This is a genomic window from Leucobacter sp. gxy201 (assembly GCF_051043335.1).
Taxonomy (GTDB): domain Bacteria; phylum Actinomycetota; class Actinomycetes; order Actinomycetales; family Microbacteriaceae; genus Leucobacter.
The window spans coordinates 177,720-194,778 of the sequence record NZ_JAMXWS010000005.1; the positions used below are offsets into that span (position 1 = coordinate 177,720).

Below are 17,059 nucleotides of genomic sequence, written 5' to 3' on the forward strand. Positions count from 1 at the left end.
CAGGGGTCGCCGCCGGTGAACGTCGGCGATCCGCTGCAGAGCCCCGCACGGTGAATCGTGCGGGGCTTTTGCGTCTGCCGCTGACACGCCCGGCGTTCGCACCGCCTGCGCCCGCGTCGGGCTAAGTTGGTGCCATGAACGCGATGACGCCTCTGCTGGCCATCACCGACGAACCGCTCGGCGAACGAATCGGTCCATACATCTTCTGGGCCGTCCTCGCGCTCCTGCTCGCGACGATCGTCTGGGCGATGCTGCGCAGGTCGAAACCCGGGGGCACTTCCGCGGCCGACATGCGCAGGCCCGGCAAGCCCGGCAGATCCGGCGCATCAGCGAAACAGTCGAAGACCTGGACTCGGCCCGAAGACTACGCAGAACATCACCGCGTCGAATGGAGCGAGGATCCGACGACACTCTCGCCGAACGACCTGCACTGGCCGCTCGCAGTCGCAGCCGTGTTCGGCATCTGCACCGGTGACCCGTGGGATCGCCTGGCATTTCGCGATCTCGAGAACGCCGCTTCGGGACTGCAGGAGGCCTGGGGCATTCGATCGCGCCCGCAGCTGCTGAGTCGTCTGCATTGGATTCTGCGCGAGGGACACCGCGTCGAGTTCGAGTTCGAGATCGCGCAGGCCGAAAGCCTCAGCGACGCGGAAGCTGCGGAGTTCTCCCGGAGAGCCGCCGCGGACTCGAATGAGAGGACTCAAGAGCAGGGCTGGCGGGTGCTGCAGCTGCGCGGCAATGCGCGGGGCATTCGCGATGCGAACTTCGAAGCGTGGGATCTGGTGCGCGCTGCCATGCTGACCCGCGCCGGGTATTCGCTCGGATGGCTGAGCGAAGCCGAGGCCGTCGATACCCTCAATCTCGTGTCGGCGCAGCTGCAGCAGAGCTATTCGAGTTGGCAAGAACTCGGCGAGCACTTCGTGACCGCCCGCTGGTTCTGGGAAGGCGTCACCGGACTCGAAGCGAAGCAGTCGGACGCGCACGACGCAAGCCGCCAGGCGGCGCTGCTCGACCCCGAGCGCGGGCCCTGGGCGCACGTGCCCTGGAGCCAGCGGATCACACCGAGTCGGGTGCTGATCGCTGATGCGCTGGTCGCCGAGGATCTCCTCGACGAGAGCGCGCTCGAGGTCGATCCCTTTTCCGCGACAGCGCTCGCCGTACTCATCGACGATGCCGTCGCAGCCAGACTCGAGCAGCGCCCGTGAACCCGGTCCGCTTCGCCCGCGGCGAATGGACGCCGTGGGTCATCGTGATCATCGCTCTTGCAATGATCCTTCTCGCGATCGTGTGGTGGTCCCGGCGCAGGGAGCGCCGTGGAGATTGGAGGCCGGGGCTTGTGAACGTCGCGCAGACCCACGGGTATTCGCCTGCCGATCTGCGAGGATCGGCCCGGGCGTTTACGGTGGTCGATCCGTATGAGGCATGGCTGCTCGGTCTCGCCGCCCTGTATGTCGAGCAGGCGGGCCTGCTGCATGATCGTTGGAGCCTCGTGCCTGCGTTCTGCGGCGACGACTGGCGTCGGCGGTTGCTCGGCGTTGCCCAGAGCTGGGATGCGGTGCGCGGGAACGAATGGCGCGGTTCGGTCGCCGCTCTCGAGCAGCAGCTGAACCGCCTGTCCGCAGCAGGACGGACGCAGAGCGCCGAATCCTCAGGCGTTGCGGCAGCCGCGCCGGATGTCGACGCGCGGCCCATGCTGGTCGCCAGGCTCGCGATGCTGCTGCGCCTCGGCGTCGCCGCGCGGCACGTCAGCGCCGGCCAGGCCCGTCGTAGACTCGCGACTGCTGCCGCACCGCTGCGAGAGGATTGCGGAGACTGGCTCGGCTTTGGCACCGCGCTCATCGAGGCCGAAACCCGGGCGAGCTCGCGCGGCGCACTCGATCTCCGGGCCGACATGCGCATGCTCTACGCACCCGGTGGCCCGTGGCACGAAGTCCAGTGGCCGCTCGCCGAAAAGCGCTAAGTTCTCACAACAAAATCCCCCGTTCTGAGAGCGGGGGATTTCTGATCGGTGGAAGCAATGGAGCGTTGCGGGAACAGCCGACAACGGGTTCAGAAGCTTGTTTCCGCATGGAATCAAGGGTCTCAGCGCGGCGGCGATGCAGTAGGCGAGGCTGACGACGCACTGATCGGGGCATCGGCGGAACCAAAGAAACGACCTCGAACACGACTCACCGGCACCGAAGTGGACGCTATGCGAACAGCCCGCGAGCACGGTGTCAGCGTGAAAACGCTCGCGAAGCGGTTCGGTGTTCACCGGGGCACCGTATGGGCAAAGACGCGGTGATGGCGTGGGAGTTGGACTGATATCAATCCCTCGCACCGCGAACCTTGGTAGCGCGTTCTGGTGCATGGATTCAACGACCGATGGGAGGTCCTCTATGGAGAACTCCACTGCTATACGCAGACCTGCGCACACGTCTCGTTCAGACCATCACGTTCCATCGCCAGTTCTCCGTCGTCGTCGACGTATCACGACGATGACGACGATGACCACGAGGGCGAGTACGAGAATCGCACCGAGCACGAGAACCGCGATGACAGGAGCGAGCATCCACATCACGGAATCCGCACCCGAAGCGGCCGGTTCCGAAGAAGGCGTAGGCTCTGGTTCCGGCTCCGCGAAGACTTCGTCATAGGAGAGCTCTTGATCGTCGCGGAACAGCGGGTACTCATCCGGATACTGCGACGGATCCGTCGCGATCATCGCCAGCAGATCGATAACGCCGTACCCGACAGCGTCGTTCCACGCCATCTCTTCCGCATCATCACCGGCATTTCGAATCAACGACTGGAGCAGCTGAGCCGAAGTCGCGTCCGGCCATTTCTGCTTTGTCAACGCCAGCGCCCCGGACACGAGTGGTGTCGCCGCAGAATTGCCGCTCCAGTACCCGTATCCCCACCCATCGGCGCTCGCAGCCTCCTGCACGCCTGCAACGTCGAGGCCCGGCGCTGCCACATCGACGTTCTCGTTGAGCAACGGTCCGTCTTTTAGATTATTGGGCTGTATATCGCCTGCCGCGTCCACCGCGGCAACGCTCACGACACCGCTTGTCGTATCGAAAATGCCAGAATCGACGCCCCAGGCGTTTGGCAACCCGGTGACGAAGATCACGCCAGCGCGCATCGCCTCAGCCATCAGCTCGCGCTGCGCCCTCTGGCCTTCAGGCGTCGCCGCCCCGAACGTACCGGAGATGCTGACGATGTCCGCACCCTGATCGATGGCATCCTGCAGGGTCACGTCGAACGAGAGGTGAGTATGGCACTCGATATCGAGCTCGTTGTAATACAGCACGCGGACATCCGGAGCGATGCCCTTTACTCCAGCGCCGCTCGACGAGGTCCCGTTGCCGACAATCAGAGATGTCACGTCCGAACCATGTCCCGCATCCAACTTATTCGTTGATTCGAGCTCGCACCCCTCCAACGGGCGTAACTCGATATCGGCACCATCGAATGTCACCAGATCCGGGTTGAACTTTCCGTCGAGCACCGCGATCGTGACGCCCTCGCCCGTGATACCCGCATCATGAACGGCCTGCACCCCCATCTGCTCGAAATACCACAGCGGGTTCACGTCATCTGCGGATGCCGCTACCGGCGCACTCACCAGCAGAGCGGCCACGCTGAGAGCAACCGGCGCGACAAAGCGACGAACCCTCGTCCGGAGCGCCCTGTGTGTCCGCGCACGAGCACCGGTGTGCGTTGCAGAGCGATCCCGCTCATCGTCCAGATGTGTGATGTCGTTCATTCGCTCTCTCTGTCTTGACTGTGCGTGCCTGCTGCGGTGTCGTCGCCTGCGCGCGAGTACCACGCGTCCCGCAGCGCTCTCCCTCCGAGCCAGCAGAAGAGCGCTCCCCAAGCGCCGGCCCAGATTGTCCCGAGCCAGATCGGCATGCCTCCGCGTTTCGTGCTGAATAGGAAGGCCGGGTCTCCGCCCGCACGCACCCACCCGAAGACGATCCCTACCCCGCACAGAACACCCAGAGCGAGAAAGAAGATGCCGACAATGATGAGGGGTCGCCGGGTGGCGCGCTTAATGGCTGGTTTCTTCATGGAAGATGGTCCGGGGTTAAGCGCGCTGCGCGCGGATTCGCGAGGATTCTTCGTCGGCACGACGCGTCCAGAGCCCGTGATACCCGAAGAACAGGATCACGCCCGCAGCGAAGGTCGTCACGATGAGAGTGTTCGTGTGCGCGTCACGAGCCTTCCCGCACACAACCTCCGTCCGAAGCGAGTCGATGTTCAGGCCAAGGATCTGCTGGTTAAAGGGCAGCAGTAGCGGGTTCGGGTCAGTGTTCACCTCCTGGCCGCGCACCACCTTAGGAGGATCCCATCTGAACGAGCCTCCGTTCGCGCATGCGAACGAGTGAAACTCGCCCTCCGCGGACAACGACTCCACCTGTACTTCGGGAATGCGAAACCACACGACCATCACCATGATCATCGCCGCCAGAACGACAACGACATATGCGGGACGCTTCCACCGCCTGGGCGCTTTAGGGACAGCGCGTTTGTCGTTCTCGGTGCTGTTGTTATCCATGCATAACGCTTTCCGATACTAGGCGGCACAAGCTGGGCATACCGCGATCTGAAATCAGAAAAACCGAGGCCCCAGACTCCTCAGATAGTCAAGACGATTCTATCGGGGTGTCCGCAGAAGCCAGCCTGCGAACAGCTGGCTCTCGGAGACAACCGCCGAACGCCTCCTCAACGCAATTCGTGAACGTCGCCCCCATCCAATTCGGAGCTTCCAAATCTGCCGCGTTCTCGGAATGTCCAATGACCAGCTCGAATTACCTGTTCGCAGCGTTCCGCACCCGGTTCTCACCATCCTTGCCAACATGGAGCGGCACGTGAACCCAACGCTGACCGACGGTCGGGATGCGCATCCCGTGCGTGGCGTTCTCCGTCGCTAAACTTCTCCGATATGACACATGCTCCCAACAGCAAGGCCGCACACATCGCTGCTCTGGCTGCCGGGGTACTCGCCATCGTAGTGCTGTTCGCCATGCCCGGGGGGCCGGTCAGCTACCTCATCGCGATCGCTGCCGGATTGATCGCAGTGATCATCGGTCATTATGCGGCCCGCCGTTCTGGACCACTCTGGCGGGCGAGCATTCTCGGCGTCGTGCTCGCGTACCTTGAGCTGATCGTCTCTGTGGGCTTGTTCGTGGTGCGTGTCATCCGCATCCTGACTTGAATGAAACACTCGCGCCCGTGCTTGCATCGGCCTGAGTTCGGGCCCCGACGCCGCTCCCAGAGGCATGAAGGCGCTGGACGTTGTCGAAAGACCGAACCTGCCCCGGGGCATATCAAGCGACTTTCGCAATTGATTATCAGACGGCCCTTCGCTTCACAATGACTGATCAACGCAGGCCGCCGACGGTAGTGATTCGGATACTTCACCGTCCCAGACCCGGTCCGCTCTGGGCGCTGATACCGTGGGGCGTACGCGACGGCTGGCGTTCGCGTTCTGCGAGCATGCGGGCGGTCTCCCGTCTGGCTTCCTCGGCGGCGCGGGTCTGCTTGATTCGTTCGACCGCCTCGGCGGGGGTGAGAGCGCGCAGAGTCGCGGCTTCAGCGCGAGCCTGCTGGGCGGTGCGGGTCGCGGCCTCGGCCTGCCGAGCGGGTCGGGCGTCGACGTAACCGCCGGGGTTCCTCCTCACGGCTTCGTCGCCGAAGATGCGGACGTAGACGCTGATGCTCTGCCACGGGTTCGACTCGATCACCGTGTGAAGATCCTGCCCGGTGTCGGTGCGCCGCTGCTCGGCCTCAACCACGCGAGGATCAGCATCAACTCTGTGCTGAGTGACGCGCTCTGCCCAGGCCGCCTGACTCTGGTTCCAGCGAGGCGGCTCTCCCCACGTCTTCGTGAGGCGTCGTTTCGCGTCGCGGGCGACAGTCTGGGTGATGTCGTGCTCGGCGGTGGCGCGGCGCTTCTTGAACCTCCCCGCCGTTCGTACTTTCGCGCGGGCGGTCTGCTCGGCACTGTCCGCGTCCTGCCAGTCGGTGAGCGCGGCGCGCGCCTGCGCCATAAGCGGTTCTGCGACCTCAGCGCGCACCAGGTCGAGCTGCTGCTTCGCCGCGTCGTTCGCCTCAACCGCCTGCTCGCGCTCAGCCCATTTTCGAGCGTGCATCTTGTCCAGGGCATCACTGGCTTGCTGCCACTGCGCGGCGCTGACTTCGGCGTGTTCGGCGCGCCGGACGAGGGCCGCTATTTCGTTGCGTACGAGCTTCACCGGGCCGTCTTCAACCAACCCACGCACGGCCTCTGCGGCCTGCTGGGTTGCGTCGGTGATGCCGCGGTCTGCGCGGTCGCGTTCCATCGCCTCAATGAACTGCTCCCGCGCCTCCGGCAGGTTGTCGGCGATGATGTGTAGCCGGTTCTCGTCCTTGCCCCTCGTCATGCCGACGTAGACGGCCGGGCCGCTCAGCGCGTCGGTGAGGATGTGTGTGACACGGGCGCCGTCGCGCCTTGTACGCCGTAGGCGGTGGAGGCGTAAGCGAGATGCGCATGCTCGGAAGTATAGGCGGCGGGCAGGCGCACCGAATGATCACGCTTCCGGCCACTGTCGGCCTCGACCGCCCAGACGGTGCCGTCCTCCTCGACGTGCTGGATGACCCACTGCTGCCGGTTCGCTACGTTCAGGCTGGTGTCGTTCTTTCGCGTCTGGAGCAAATCGCCCCTCCCGATGGGTAGCCCGTCGCTGCCGGTCGTTGTCACCTGATCGTCCACGGTTCCGGCGCGCACGCGCTGGTCACGGATGCGGGCGTTCAACCGGGTGGCTTCGTCGTTGGTGGCGACGGTGACCGCCTGCCCGTCGCGCCGCTGCGTGGCGATGTGCTCGTGCAGATCGTCGGCGTCGGCGTGCAACTGAATGAGACCCAGATTCTGTAGCTGCTCGAAGATCGCGGCGGGATGATCCCGACCCCGCAGGCGGATGGAGAGTTCGGCGTAGGCGGCGTCAGTGAAACGGTGAACCTCGGCCATGTCGATGGTGCGACCCCGAATCTGCGCAGTCATGTCGAGCACCCCGCCGCGCCCGACGGCGGGCAGTTGCGCCCGGTCGCCGACGAGCGCGAGTGTTGCGCCGTGCTCGGCTACGACGGTGAACAAAGCGAGCGCGCTGTCTTGATCGAGCATCCCCGCCTCATCCACCACGATCCGCTCATCACGTAGTAACTGCGCCGCTTCCAGCGGGCCGGTGTAGGTGCGGCCGGTCTCCGGGTCAGTGTCACCGACGGCGAGGCGTGTCCATACGCCGTCACCGTTCCATCTGTACCCGTGGGCGTGTACGAGCGCAGCAACGGAGTTGGCGGGCACGCCGAGGGCCTGGTGCGCGACGTCAGCGGCTTTCTTCGTCGGCGCAACCACCCGCACAGACCGTCCCTCCCGCTCGGCAGCGGTGATGGCGGTGGCAAGCATGGTCGTCTTCCCGCTGCCCGCAGCTCCTTCAACGATCACCAGCGGATCAGCGGACGCGACCGCTGCGGGCGCGCCTGGAGTCAGAGTCCGACAAGCTCCTCGCGGCGCACTTCGCCGACGCCATCGACCTCGACACATTGAAGCGCCACCAAGACCGTATTCGCGCGGGCCTGGCCGACGTGAACCGTCGCCTTGCCGAGCACAGTGAGCACCACACGGGCGGACGCGCGTTCCTCCACGACAGCCTGCGACTGCTGACCGATGCGCACCGCGCCTACCTGCACTCCGGCGACGCCGACCGCAGGCTCGCGAACCAGGCGTTCTACACCCGGCTCGACATCACCGACGACGAACAACTCCGCCCGACGCTCGCGGAGCCCTTCGCGACGATCTTGCGCGAAGCCCACGACAGTGGCGACGAAGGCAAGGAAGCGAAACGGGAACACACCACATCTCTCGATGTCGCGTGTTCCCGTAAGACACTTTGGGTGGGCGATGCCGGGCTCGAACCGACGACCTCTTCCGTGTGAAGGAAGCGCGCTACCAGCTGCGCCAATCGCCCGAAGGCACTGCGCTCGCGCGTTGTGCCGACCGAAACGATAGTACACGGAAAAGCACGGCCTGATGCTCCCGCACGGGCGAACCGCGGAAACTCGGGGCTGCCGGCCGCTCTATTCGGGCGTGTCGCTCACGGGGGCGAGGGAGCTGTTCAGCTTCTCATCGAGCTCGGCGCTCACCTGGCCGAGGTCGCGCAGCTGATCGCGCATCGAGTTGTAGGCGTCGATGTCGGCTTGGAGCTGCGCGAGCGTGGCCTCCAGCGCGTCGCGCCGCGTCTGGAGCTCGGCCTTGAGGCGATCGAACTCGGCGACATCGCCCGAGAATTCGAAGCGGTCGTTGCGGGCCGAGAAATCGGCGGCGTCGAGATTGAACTGCGCGACGGCGGCGTCGTAGTCGGCGTTGCGCTGCTCGATATCCGCGCGCAGGTCGGTCATGTCCGACTCGAGCGCCGTGGCCTGGAGCTCGAGGTCGGTGAAGACCGCGTGGAAGGCGTCGAAGCGGTCGAGAAGCACGGCGCGATCCGAGAAGTACCGCGCGTAGTGCTCTTCGATGGCGTCGGGAAGGTCGCGCACCTCCGTACCGAGCACCGAGTGCAGCTCGTTGGCGTAGGCGCTGGGGGAGAGGTGGTTGTAGACCGCCATGCGTTCGGCGAGGGCCGAGTCGCCGGCGCTCAGCTCGTCGAAGGTCTGCCGCAGCTCGCGATCCAGCGCGTCGCGCTCCCGCTGCCCCAGGCGGGCATACGCGGCATGCAGCAGCTCGTGCGCCGCCGTGACCTCGACGATCCCGCTGATGCGCTCGTCGGTCACGTCGAACAGCCGCACATGCTCCTGCGAGTAGCAGCCGAGCACATGGCCGTTCTCCGAATGCTCCACATCCGCGCACTGCGTGTTGAAGTACTGGCTGCCATCGACCGTCGGCCGGGACGCGAGGAAGATGCGTTCGCCGCGATCGGTCAGGTGCAGATCGTCGAGGATCTGGGAGATGCGGGCCGACGGTTCGAAGGACGCGGCGCGGATCCGGTCGCTGATGTCCTGCCTATTGGCGAAGCCGATCGCCACGGCGCCGGCGATGAGGATCACGAGCGCCCACGTGAATACGCGGCGCACGGCGCTGCGCTCCCGATCTGCCATGGCATCAACAGTATCTGCGCGGCCTTCGCAATTGAGAGGAAGCCCTGCGGAAATCGGGGCATTCCCTTGTGTATTCCCAGGTGGCCACGTAAATTGGAGGCGCGGCGCGCCCGGGCATTACGGCGTGATTTGCACTGCCCGGCGCACCCCCCTATAGTTATCTAGGTCGCCACGGCAACGGAAACGAAGCCGGCAGGTGATTTGCGGATGTAGCGCAGTTGGTAGCGCATCACCTTGCCAAGGTGAGGGTCGCGAGTTCGAGTCTCGTCATCCGCTCCAGTGGCCGAGTTCGTCTCGGCCGCTTGTGGTGTCAACCACTCCGGTGGCGTGGCCGAGAGGCGAGGCAGCGGCCTGCAAAGCCGTATACACGGGTTCGAATCCCGTCGCCACCTCGCTGGTATAACTGAATAGCCTGCATAGGCGCGATTGGCGCAGCGGTAGCGCGCTTCCCTGACACGGAAGAGGTCACTGGTTCGATCCCAGTATCGCGCACAGAGAAAAACCCCCGGTTCTGCCGGGGGTTTTTGCGTTCGCGGGGCGATCGAACACGGTGACCTCGCGAGAATCGCGAACGCGGTGCGTTCGCTCCGAGATTCTCGCGCTGGTTCGATCCCAGTATCGCGCACAGAGAAAAACCCCCGGTTCTGCCGGGGGTTTTTGCGTTCGCGCGTTCACGAGGTCACTCGGCGGGCCTCTCCGGGAGGCGACGAACGATCATCGATCCGGCGAACAGCGCCGCTGAGAGCGGGAGCCCGAAGAGGCTCGCGACTTTGCCGATGTAGCTCGTCAGCAGTCCCAGATCCTGGTACGGGTTGCCGAGCTCGATGAGGAGCCCGGTGAGCCCCATCGTCCCGATGAGGCCGAGCACCAGGAGCCAGATCGCCCCAAGGCGCATCCTTCTCGCGGTGGCGACGTTGCTCCGGTCGGTTCGTTCGAATGCGTCCATAGTGCCGATACCTCGATTCTGCTGGGACTCGGTCCGTATCCCCGCGGCGTCGTTCCGGGCCTCGATCTGAAGGCTTTTCTCCTCCACCGTTGCACGAACTCGGCGAGATCGCGAGCGGTCAGCGCATTTCCTGACCTCCCTGATCGCGAACTGCCCGGTACCGGGCGGGCCGCCTGTGCTATCGCGTCGCGGTCACGACCTTCTGCGAGGACCCGGAGCCGCTTCACCTCGGGGCTGCGTTCGGCGAATGCGGTGATCAGTGCAGAATCACGGCGCGATTGCGCACCAGATCGGGCATTCGCGCTCCCTCGGTGCGTGACCACCGGGAACGCCTGCGCTGCTCCGGCCCCTAGGGTGGAGAGTGCCGAAGCGCACGGATGTGCACCGACCCGAAGGAGCGAAGTTGAACGACCAGCCCGTCGAGAAGCCCCAGAACGGTGCGCCGGTGCCTCCACCGGCGCAGGGCGGCGATGCGACCGTCAGCCGCCCGCCGCAGATGCCGTCGCAGCCCGCGCAGGCGTGGCAGCAGGCGCCGCAGCGGTCGACGCAGGCGTGGCAGCAGGCGCCGCAGGCGCAGCAGCAGGCGCCGGTTCAGCAGGGGGCGCCGTACCCGGGGCGACAGGGATCGCCGATGCCGGCCGCACCGTCGGCAGCGGCCCCGCAGCATCCGTTCCCGCAGCAGGATCCCGGGCCGCACGGTGCGCAGTACGGGCAGACGCAGCCCTATCCGGCGCAGGGCTTCCCGGCCGCGCAGATGCGGCACCGCGGTCCCGGAGACGCGGGCAACGCCCGCGCTGTCGGTCAAGCGGGCCGGCGACCGGCCAGGAACGGCGAGCCCGGCTTCTTCGCCGCGCTGTTCGATCTCGACTTCGCGCACTTCGTCTCGATCAAGTTCGCGAAGGTGCTGTACGTGCTCGGCATCGCGTTGAACGTGCTCGCCTGGATCGGCTGGGTCGTGTTCTTCTTCGCCGCCGCATCCGCGGTCGGTTCGTACGACGGAGGCGGTGCGTTCGTGATCCTCGGAGTGCTGGCATTGCTCTTCGGCTGGGTCTTCGTCGGGCTCAACGTGATCGTGCTCCGGGTGGTCATCGAACTCGTCGTCGCGCAGGTGCGCACTGCGCAGAACACGTCGTTGCTCGTGCACCGAGAATCGTGAGCCGGTGCCGGTAGACTCGACTGGTCTGCAGTTCCCTCCTGAAGGAGATCACCCGTGGCCGATGGCTTCACCCTGTTCACCGATCGTTCGATCGTCGCGATGCGCGTCAATGGCGAGCTGAGAGACCTGGCGGCCACGGTGTCCGACACCGACACGGTGGAGCCGGTGTCGATCGACTCCGAGGACGGGCTGAACATCCTGCGCCACTCGGCGGCGCACGTGCTCGCGCAGGCGGTGCAGCGCATCAACCCCGAGACCAAGCTCGGCATCGGTCCTCCTATCACCGACGGCTTCTACTACGACTTCGACCCCGCAGAGTCCTTCACGCCCGAAGACCTCAAGGCGATCGAGAAAGAGATGCAGAAGATCGTCAAGCAGGGTCAGCGCTTCGTGCGCCGCGTCGTGACCGACGACGAGGCGCGCGCCGAGCTCGCCGACGAGCCGTACAAGCTCGAACTCATCGGGCTCAAGGGCGGCGCCGACAGCGGCAGCGATAACGAGAGCGTCGAGGTCGGCGGCGCCGAGCTCACCATCTACGACAACATCGACCCGAAGACGGGCGAGCTGTGCTGGAAGGACCTCTGCCGGGGCCCGCACCTGCCGTCGACCCGCCTCATCGGCAACGGCTGGTCGCTCATGCGCTCCGCGGGCGCCTACTGGCGCGGCAGCGAGAAGAACCCGATGCTGCAGCGCATCTACGGCACCGCCTGGCCCACGAAGGCCGAGCTGAGCGACTACCGCACCCGCCTCGAGGAGGCCGCGAAGCGCGACCACCGCAAGCTCGGCGTCGAGCTCGACCTCTTCAGCTTCCCCGACGAGATCGGTTCGGGGCTCGCGGTGTTCCACCCGAAGGGCGGCATCATCCGCCACGAGATCGAGAGCTTCATGCAGGCGGAGCTGCGCAAGAACGGCTACGAGTTCGTGAACAGCCCTCACATCACGAAGGGCACGTTGTTCGAGACCAGCCAGCACCTCAACTGGTACAAGGACGGCATGTTCCCGGCCATGCACCTCGACGAGGTCGAGGATGCGGCCGGCAACGTGGTCAAGCAGGGCCAGGACTACTACCTGAAGCCCATGAACTGCCCGTTCCACAATCTCATCTTCCGGGCGCGGGCCCGCAGCTACCGCGAACTGCCGCTGCGCCTCGCCGAATTCGGCACCGTGTACCGCTACGAGAAGAGCGGCACCCTGTCGGGCCTCACCCGCGTGCGCGGTCTGACGCAGGACGACGCCCACATCTACGTCACCGACGACCAGGTGAAGAGCGAGATCAAGCGCCAGCTCGATTTCGTGTTCGCGACGCTGCGCGCCTACGGCCTCGATGACTTCTATCTCGAGCTCTCGACGAGGGATCCTGAGAAGTCCGTCGGCACCGACGAGCAGTGGGAGATCGCGACCGAGACCCTGCGCCAGGTCGGCGAGGAGTCGGGTCTCGAGCTCGTCGCGGACCCGGGCGGGGCCGCGTTCTACGGCCCGAAGATCTCGGTGCAGGCGCGCGACGCGATCGGCCGCACCTGGCAGCTGTCGACCGTGCAGCTCGACTTCAACCAGCCGGCGCTGTTCGAGCTCGAGTACGCGGCCGCCGACGGCACCCGCAAGCAGCCGGTCATGATCCACCGTGCGCTGCTCGGATCGGTCGAGCGCTTCTTCGCGATCCTGCTCGAGCACTACGCCGGCGCGTTCCCGGTCTGGCTCGCCCCCGAACAGGTGGTGGGCGTGCCCGTCGCCGAGCAGTACGGCGAGTACCTCGACGGCATCATCGCGAAGCTGCGCGAGCACGGCGTGCGCGCCCACGTCGACCACTCCGATGATCGCATGCCGAAGAAGATCCGCACCCATACGAAGGCCAAGGTGCCGTTCCAGCTCATCGCCGGCGAAGAGGATCGGGCGAACGGAGCCGTGAGCTTCCGCTTCCGCGACGGCACTCAGCTCAACGGCGTGCCCGTCGACGAGGCCGTCGAGCGCATCCTCGCCTCGATCGCGGGCCACGAGCAGGTATCGACCGCCTGGACGGAGTAGCAGTGGCGGCGGTAGAGGATCTCGGCTCGACGCACGCGGTCGGCACCCCCGACGAGATGCAGCGCCTGTGGGTGCCGCACCGCATGGTCTACGTGTCCGACGGGCATCAGCCCGAACAGCACGACTGCCCGTTCTGCGCGGCGCCCGGCCGCGAGGACGAGGACGCGCTGATCGTGGCGCGCGGCAAGACCGCCTATGTGCTGCTGAACCTGTTCCCCTACAACAGCGGGCACATGCTCGTCTGCCCCTATCGCCATATCGCGCAGTACGACGAGGCGACCCCCGAGGAGGTCGCCGAGATCGGGGCTCTCACGCAGACCGCCATGCGGGTGACCCGCGAGGTGCTCGCCTGCCACGGCTTCAATCTCGGAATGAATCAGGGCCAGATCGCGGGGGCAGGCGTCGCCGCCCATCTGCACCAGCACATCGTGCCGCGCTGGTCGTCGGACGCGAATTTCTTCCCGATCATCGCGCAGACGAAAGCGCTGCCGCAACTGCTCGGCGACGTGCGCCGCCTCATCGCTGCCGCCTGGCCGGTGGACCCCGGACCGGACGACTGACGCATGCGCACCCGAACTTGAAACGACACGAACACGACTGAGAAATGAGGTGCTCCGGTGTCCGGACACTCCAAGTGGGCGACCACGAAGCATAAGAAGGCGATCCTCGACTCGCGCCGCGCGAAGGCATTCGCGAAGTACATCAAGGTCATCGAGGTCGCGGCCCGCATCGGCGGCGCCGACCTCGAGGGCAACCCGGCGCTCGCCGATGCCGTGCACAAGGCGAAGAAGAACTCGGTTCCCGGCGACAACATCGACCGCGCCATCAAGCGCGGCGCCGGCATCTCGGGCGAGGTCGTCGAGTACACGACCATCATCTACGAAGGCTACGGCCCGAACGGCGTCGCGCTCATGATCGAGTGCCTCACCGACAACAAGAACCGCGCCGCCGCCGAGGTGCGCACCGCGCTCAGCCGCAACGGCGGCACCCTCGCCGACCCCGGCTCGGTCGCGTACAACTTCGCGCGCAAGGGCGTCATCACGGTTCCCGCAGAGGGCACGACCGAGGACGACGTGCTCATGGCGGTGCTCGACGCCGGCGCCGAGGAGGTCGTCCCGACCCCGAACGGCGAGTCCTTCGAGGTGTTCACCGAGGCCTCCGACCTTGTCGCCGCGCGCACCGCGCTCGTCGAGGCCGGCATCGACTACGACTCGGCCGACGCCGAGTTCGTGCCGAGCCTCAAGGTCGAGATCGACGCCGACACCGCGCGCAAGGTGTTCCGCCTGATCGATGCGCTCGAAGACAGCGACGACGTGCAGAACGTGTTCTCGAACTTCGATCTGACCGCAGAGGTGCAGTCGGAGCTCGCGAACGACGAGTAGTCGGCACTGCCGAGAGCAATGGGTCGCGAATCGGGGATCTCCGGGAAGGAAGCCCCCGATTCGCGACCCATTGCCGCATAACGGAGGTGCGCCGCAGCCGCCCTCGGTTGCGGTGCGGACGAGGGAGCATACGTGTCACGGATCATCGGCATCGACCCCGGTCTCACCCGCTGCGGCATCGGAGTGGTGACCGCCGGCGCGGGGCGCAAGTTGGAGTTCGAGCACGTCGAGGTGCTCACGAGCTCGGCCGACATGCCGCTTCCGGAACGCATCCACCGGCTGGGGTCGGCGATCGAGCGGCTGTTCGACGGCGAGAAGCCCGCGGGCGTCGCCCTGGAGCGGGTGTTCGCGCAGGACAACGTGGCGAGCGTGATGGGCGTCGCCCAGATCAGCGGCGTCGTCATGTACCTCGCCGAGGAGCGGGGGATCCCGGTCTCGCTGTACACCCCGAACGAGGTCAAGGCGCAGGTGACGGGGTACGGCGCGGCCGAGAAGGCGCAGGTGACCGCCATGGTCACCCGGCTGCTCGGCCTGCAGGCCCCGCCGAAGCCGGCGGATGCGGCCGACGCCCTCGCGCTCGCGATCACGCACGCCTGGCATCTGGGCCGCGGCGGCGCGGCGAGCCGCATGGAGCGCTTCGACACGCGGGCCACGGGTCGATCGGCCGGCGGCCGTGCGGGCGAGACTCCGGCTCAGCGCGCGTGGCGGGAGGCCGAGACGAAGCTCGGTCGACGGCGCGGCGCGCGGTCGTAGGCGCTGCGGCTCGTCACTCGGGTCGGCGGCGTCGGCGTCGGCCGCGCCCCTCGTCGTCGGAATCGTCGCCGCCGGGCTCGCCGAGCCCGTCGAGGTCGTCGAGGTCGTCCAGGTCGAGCCCGGGAATCGTGATCGGCATGGTGATGGTGCCGGTCTGCAGGGCCTCCTCGATGACCTCTTCGACCTGGCGCTGCTTGCGCAGCTTGAGCCGGCTGAGCGCCCGCTGCTCGGGCAGGCTCCATCCGAACTTCACGGAGAGCATGCGCATCACCGCGGTCACGACGGTGCAGACGATGCCCGCGGCTACCACGGGCACGCCGAGGGCGAGCAGCACCGTGAGCACCGAAACGCCCGCGAGGGCGGCCGCCGCGTAGAGCGAACCGACGTGCATCACCGCGATCGGCAGGTTCAGCATCACATCGCGCAGCGCGCCGCCGCCGACCGCCGCGATCGTGCCGATGAACAGCGCGGGCACGACGGGCAGGCCCGCTGACAGCGCCTTCGTCGTGCCGATCGCCCCGAACATGCCGATGCTGATCGCGTCGAGCAGGTTGACGAGCGGGTCGAGCCGGCGGAAGAGCCGGGGGAGCATCATGCCGACGAGGGCCGATCCGACCGCGACGAGCAGGTAGAAGTTGTTCGTGAACGCGGCCGGCGAGATGCCGAGCAGGATGTCTCGGAGGAAGCCGCCGCCGATGCCGCAGACGACACCGATGAGCGCGACGCCGAGCAGGTCGAGACGGCGGAAGCCGGCCGCGAAGACGGCGCCCTGCAGACTGCCGGTGCCGACCGCGATGAGGTCTGCGGCGAGCGGAATCTTGAAGGTCTCGAACACGCGCTCTATTCTTGCGCACCGACCGGCTTCCGCGCACGGGCGGTCGCGGTTCGCGACGGGCGGAGCGCGCGCCGCCGCCGGGGTGCGCGATACTGGAGCCGTGCCCCTGTACCGTGAAGAAGGCGTCGTGCTGCGCACGCAGAAGCTCGGCGAAGCCGACCGCATCGTGACGCTGCTCACCCGCGGTCGCGGTCTACTGCGCGCGGTCGCGAAGGGCGTGCGGCGCACCTCGTCGAAGTTCGGCGCCCGGCTCGAACCGTTCATGGTCGCCGACCTGCAGTGCTACGAGGGGCGCACGCTCGACACCATCACGCAGGTGGAGACCCTCGCGCCGTACGGTCCGCGCATCTCCGCCGATTACGACCGCTATCGGGCCGGGAACGTGATCGTCGAGACCGCCGAGCGGCTCGCTGAGGGGGCGCCGTCGGCGCAGCAGTACGCGCTGCTCGTCGGTGCGCTGCGCACGCTCGCGGCGGGGAGGATCCCTGCCGACCTCGTTCGCGACGGCTACCTGCTGCGGGCCATGTCGCTCGCGGGATGGTCGCCCGGGTTCGACGAGTGCGTGGTCTGCGGGTCTTCCGGGCCGCACACCGCGGTCTCGGTGCAGCTCGGCGGCGTCACCTGCGAAGCGCACCGGGTACCGGGCTCGCCGCGGCTCGACGCGGGGTCGATCGCCCTGCTGGCGGCGCTCGCGCGGGGCGACTGGGATGCGGCGCTCGAGAGCAGCGAGCGCGAGCAGGGGCAGGCGGCGGGGATCACGGCGGCCTATACCCAGTTCCACCTCGAACGCGGTCTGCGCTCGTACGGCGCGGCGAAGCGGTGACCTCGGGCCGGCGGCGCCGGCAATAGAC

At 66.7% G+C, this 17,059-nt stretch carries 17 protein-coding genes and 4 tRNA genes; 12 read left to right on the forward strand and 9 right to left on the reverse strand.

Annotation, left to right across the window (positions count from 1 at the left end; translation table 11 throughout):
* Positions 1-134 precede the first annotated feature (134 nt).
* Complete coding sequence (locus NHL51_RS10070) at positions 135-1,205, forward strand: DUF1266 domain-containing protein (protein ID WP_434143438.1); 1,071 nt, start codon at positions 135-137, stop codon at positions 1,203-1,205.
* Positions 1,206-1,336: 131 nt separating this feature from the next.
* Positions 1,337-1,960 carry a hypothetical protein gene (locus tag NHL51_RS10075; RefSeq protein WP_434143440.1) on the forward strand — a complete coding sequence of 208 codons (624 nt, stop codon included), beginning with the start codon at positions 1,337-1,339 and terminating at the stop codon, positions 1,958-1,960.
* Positions 1,961-2,431: 471 nt separating this feature from the next.
* On the opposite strand, the gene NHL51_RS10080 is transcribed toward NHL51_RS10075, so the two are convergent.
* Both NHL51_RS10080 and NHL51_RS10085 read right to left on the reverse strand, forming a co-directional pair.
* Positions 2,432-3,748 (reverse strand): S8 family peptidase, encoded by a 1,317-nt coding sequence (locus tag NHL51_RS10080; protein WP_434143442.1) that lies wholly within the window; start codon positions 3,746-3,748, stop codon positions 2,432-2,434.
* A gap of 321 nt (positions 3,749-4,069) precedes the next feature.
* Positions 4,070-4,540 carry a hypothetical protein gene (locus NHL51_RS10085; RefSeq protein WP_434143443.1) on the reverse strand — a complete coding sequence of 157 codons (471 nt, stop codon included), beginning with the start codon at positions 4,538-4,540 and terminating at the stop codon, positions 4,070-4,072.
* 387 nt (positions 4,541-4,927) lie between these two features.
* On the opposite strand from NHL51_RS10085, the gene NHL51_RS10090 reads away from it, so the two are divergent.
* The gene (locus NHL51_RS10090; RefSeq protein WP_434143445.1) at positions 4,928-5,200 is read left to right on the forward strand and encodes a hypothetical protein; all 273 of its coding nucleotides are present in this window, start codon (positions 4,928-4,930) and stop codon (positions 5,198-5,200) included.
* 202 nt (positions 5,201-5,402) lie between these two features.
* Here NHL51_RS10090 and NHL51_RS10095 read toward each other — a convergent pair whose 3' ends face one another.
* From NHL51_RS10095 to NHL51_RS10115, 5 genes are all read right to left on the reverse strand, one after another.
* Positions 5,403-6,407, reverse strand: coding sequence for a hypothetical protein (locus tag NHL51_RS10095; RefSeq protein ID WP_434143447.1), 1,005 nt, complete (start codon positions 6,405-6,407; stop codon positions 5,403-5,405).
* A 23-nt stretch (positions 6,408-6,430) separates the two neighbouring features.
* Positions 6,431-7,564: an ATP-dependent DNA helicase gene (locus tag NHL51_RS10100; RefSeq protein ID WP_434143448.1), complete on the reverse strand. Its 1,134-nt coding sequence runs from the start codon at positions 7,562-7,564 to the stop codon at positions 6,431-6,433.
* Positions 7,507-7,872 carry a hypothetical protein gene (locus tag NHL51_RS10105; RefSeq protein WP_434143450.1) on the reverse strand — a complete coding sequence of 122 codons (366 nt, stop codon included), beginning with the start codon at positions 7,870-7,872 and terminating at the stop codon, positions 7,507-7,509. The genes NHL51_RS10100 and NHL51_RS10105 overlap by 58 nt, the downstream gene beginning before the upstream one ends.
* 43 nt (positions 7,873-7,915) lie before the next feature.
* Positions 7,916-7,988 (reverse strand) — tRNA-Val (locus tag NHL51_RS10110).
* A gap of 109 nt (positions 7,989-8,097) precedes the next feature.
* Entirely contained in the window at positions 8,098-9,114 is a 1,017-nt protein-coding gene (locus tag NHL51_RS10115; protein ID WP_434143452.1) for a hypothetical protein, read from the reverse strand.
* A 203-nt stretch (positions 9,115-9,317) separates the two neighbouring features.
* On the opposite strand from NHL51_RS10115, the gene NHL51_RS10120 reads away from it, so the two are divergent.
* The 3 genes from NHL51_RS10120 (at position 9,318) to NHL51_RS10130 (ending at position 9,606) form a co-directional block, all read left to right on the forward strand.
* Positions 9,318-9,393, forward strand: a tRNA-Gly gene (locus tag NHL51_RS10120).
* A gap of 42 nt (positions 9,394-9,435) precedes the next feature.
* Positions 9,436-9,506 (forward strand) — tRNA-Cys (locus NHL51_RS10125).
* 28 nt (positions 9,507-9,534) lie between these two features.
* Positions 9,535-9,606, forward strand: a tRNA-Val gene (locus NHL51_RS10130).
* A 187-nt stretch (positions 9,607-9,793) separates the two neighbouring features.
* On the opposite strand, the gene NHL51_RS10135 is transcribed toward NHL51_RS10130, so the two are convergent.
* Positions 9,794-10,060 (reverse strand): hypothetical protein, encoded by a 267-nt coding sequence (locus NHL51_RS10135; RefSeq protein WP_434143453.1) that lies wholly within the window; start codon positions 10,058-10,060, stop codon positions 9,794-9,796.
* Between the two features lie 403 nt (positions 10,061-10,463).
* Between NHL51_RS10135 and NHL51_RS10140 the strand changes: the two genes are divergently transcribed.
* The 5 genes from NHL51_RS10140 to ruvC all read left to right on the forward strand — a co-directional run bounded on the left by NHL51_RS10140 (position 10,464) and on the right by ruvC (position 15,373).
* On the forward strand, positions 10,464-11,216 hold the full coding sequence (locus NHL51_RS10140; RefSeq protein WP_434143454.1) for a DUF4282 domain-containing protein: 753 nt from the start codon (positions 10,464-10,466) through the stop codon (positions 11,214-11,216).
* A 54-nt stretch (positions 11,217-11,270) separates the two neighbouring features.
* Positions 11,271-13,238 carry a threonine--tRNA ligase gene (gene thrS, locus NHL51_RS10145; RefSeq protein ID WP_434143455.1) on the forward strand — a complete coding sequence of 656 codons (1,968 nt, stop codon included), beginning with the start codon at positions 11,271-11,273 and terminating at the stop codon, positions 13,236-13,238.
* A gap of 56 nt (positions 13,239-13,294) precedes the next feature.
* Complete coding sequence (locus tag NHL51_RS10150) at positions 13,295-13,798, forward strand: HIT family protein (RefSeq protein ID WP_434143624.1); 504 nt, start codon at positions 13,295-13,297, stop codon at positions 13,796-13,798.
* A 57-nt stretch (positions 13,799-13,855) separates the two neighbouring features.
* Positions 13,856-14,620, forward strand: coding sequence for a YebC/PmpR family DNA-binding transcriptional regulator (locus NHL51_RS10155; RefSeq protein WP_434143457.1), 765 nt, complete (start codon positions 13,856-13,858; stop codon positions 14,618-14,620).
* A 132-nt stretch (positions 14,621-14,752) separates the two neighbouring features.
* Positions 14,753-15,373: a crossover junction endodeoxyribonuclease RuvC gene (gene ruvC, locus NHL51_RS10160; RefSeq protein ID WP_434143459.1), complete on the forward strand. Its 621-nt coding sequence runs from the start codon at positions 14,753-14,755 to the stop codon at positions 15,371-15,373.
* Between the two features lie 13 nt (positions 15,374-15,386).
* Here ruvC and NHL51_RS10165 read toward each other — a convergent pair whose 3' ends face one another.
* Positions 15,387-16,208: a trimeric intracellular cation channel family protein gene (locus NHL51_RS10165; protein ID WP_434143461.1), complete on the reverse strand. Its 822-nt coding sequence runs from the start codon at positions 16,206-16,208 to the stop codon at positions 15,387-15,389.
* A 100-nt stretch (positions 16,209-16,308) separates the two neighbouring features.
* Here NHL51_RS10165 and recO point away from each other — a divergent pair, with 100 nt between their 5' ends.
* Positions 16,309-17,031, forward strand: a complete 723-nt coding sequence (recO, locus tag NHL51_RS10170) for a DNA repair protein RecO (protein ID WP_434143463.1) — start codon at positions 16,309-16,311, stop codon at positions 17,029-17,031.
* Positions 17,032-17,059 lie beyond the last annotated feature (28 nt).

What these genes read in the sequence shown, in the direction of transcription:
- NHL51_RS10115 (WP_434143452.1), bottom strand. Translation starts at nt 9,114, where the DNA reads ATGGCAGATCGGGAGCGCAGCGCCGTGCGCCGCGTATTCACGTGGGCG.
- NHL51_RS10150 (WP_434143624.1), top strand. Translation starts at nt 13,295, where the DNA reads ATGCAGCGCCTGTGGGTGCCGCACCGCATGGTCTACGTGTCCGACGGG.
- NHL51_RS10070 (WP_434143438.1), top strand. Translation starts at nt 135, where the DNA reads ATGAACGCGATGACGCCTCTGCTGGCCATCACCGACGAACCGCTCGGC.
- NHL51_RS10085 (WP_434143443.1), bottom strand. Translation starts at nt 4,540, where the DNA reads ATGGATAACAACAGCACCGAGAACGACAAACGCGCTGTCCCTAAAGCG.
- NHL51_RS10135 (WP_434143453.1), bottom strand. Translation starts at nt 10,060, where the DNA reads ATGGACGCATTCGAACGAACCGACCGGAGCAACGTCGCCACCGCGAGA.
- NHL51_RS10090 (WP_434143445.1), top strand. Translation starts at nt 4,928, where the DNA reads ATGACACATGCTCCCAACAGCAAGGCCGCACACATCGCTGCTCTGGCT.
- NHL51_RS10080 (WP_434143442.1), bottom strand. Translation starts at nt 3,748, where the DNA reads ATGAACGACATCACACATCTGGACGATGAGCGGGATCGCTCTGCAACG.
- NHL51_RS10095 (WP_434143447.1), bottom strand. Translation starts at nt 6,407, where the DNA reads ATGACGAGGGGCAAGGACGAGAACCGGCTACACATCATCGCCGACAAC.
- NHL51_RS10100 (WP_434143448.1), bottom strand. Translation starts at nt 7,564, where the DNA reads ATGTGTCGAGGTCGATGGCGTCGGCGAAGTGCGCCGCGAGGAGCTTGT.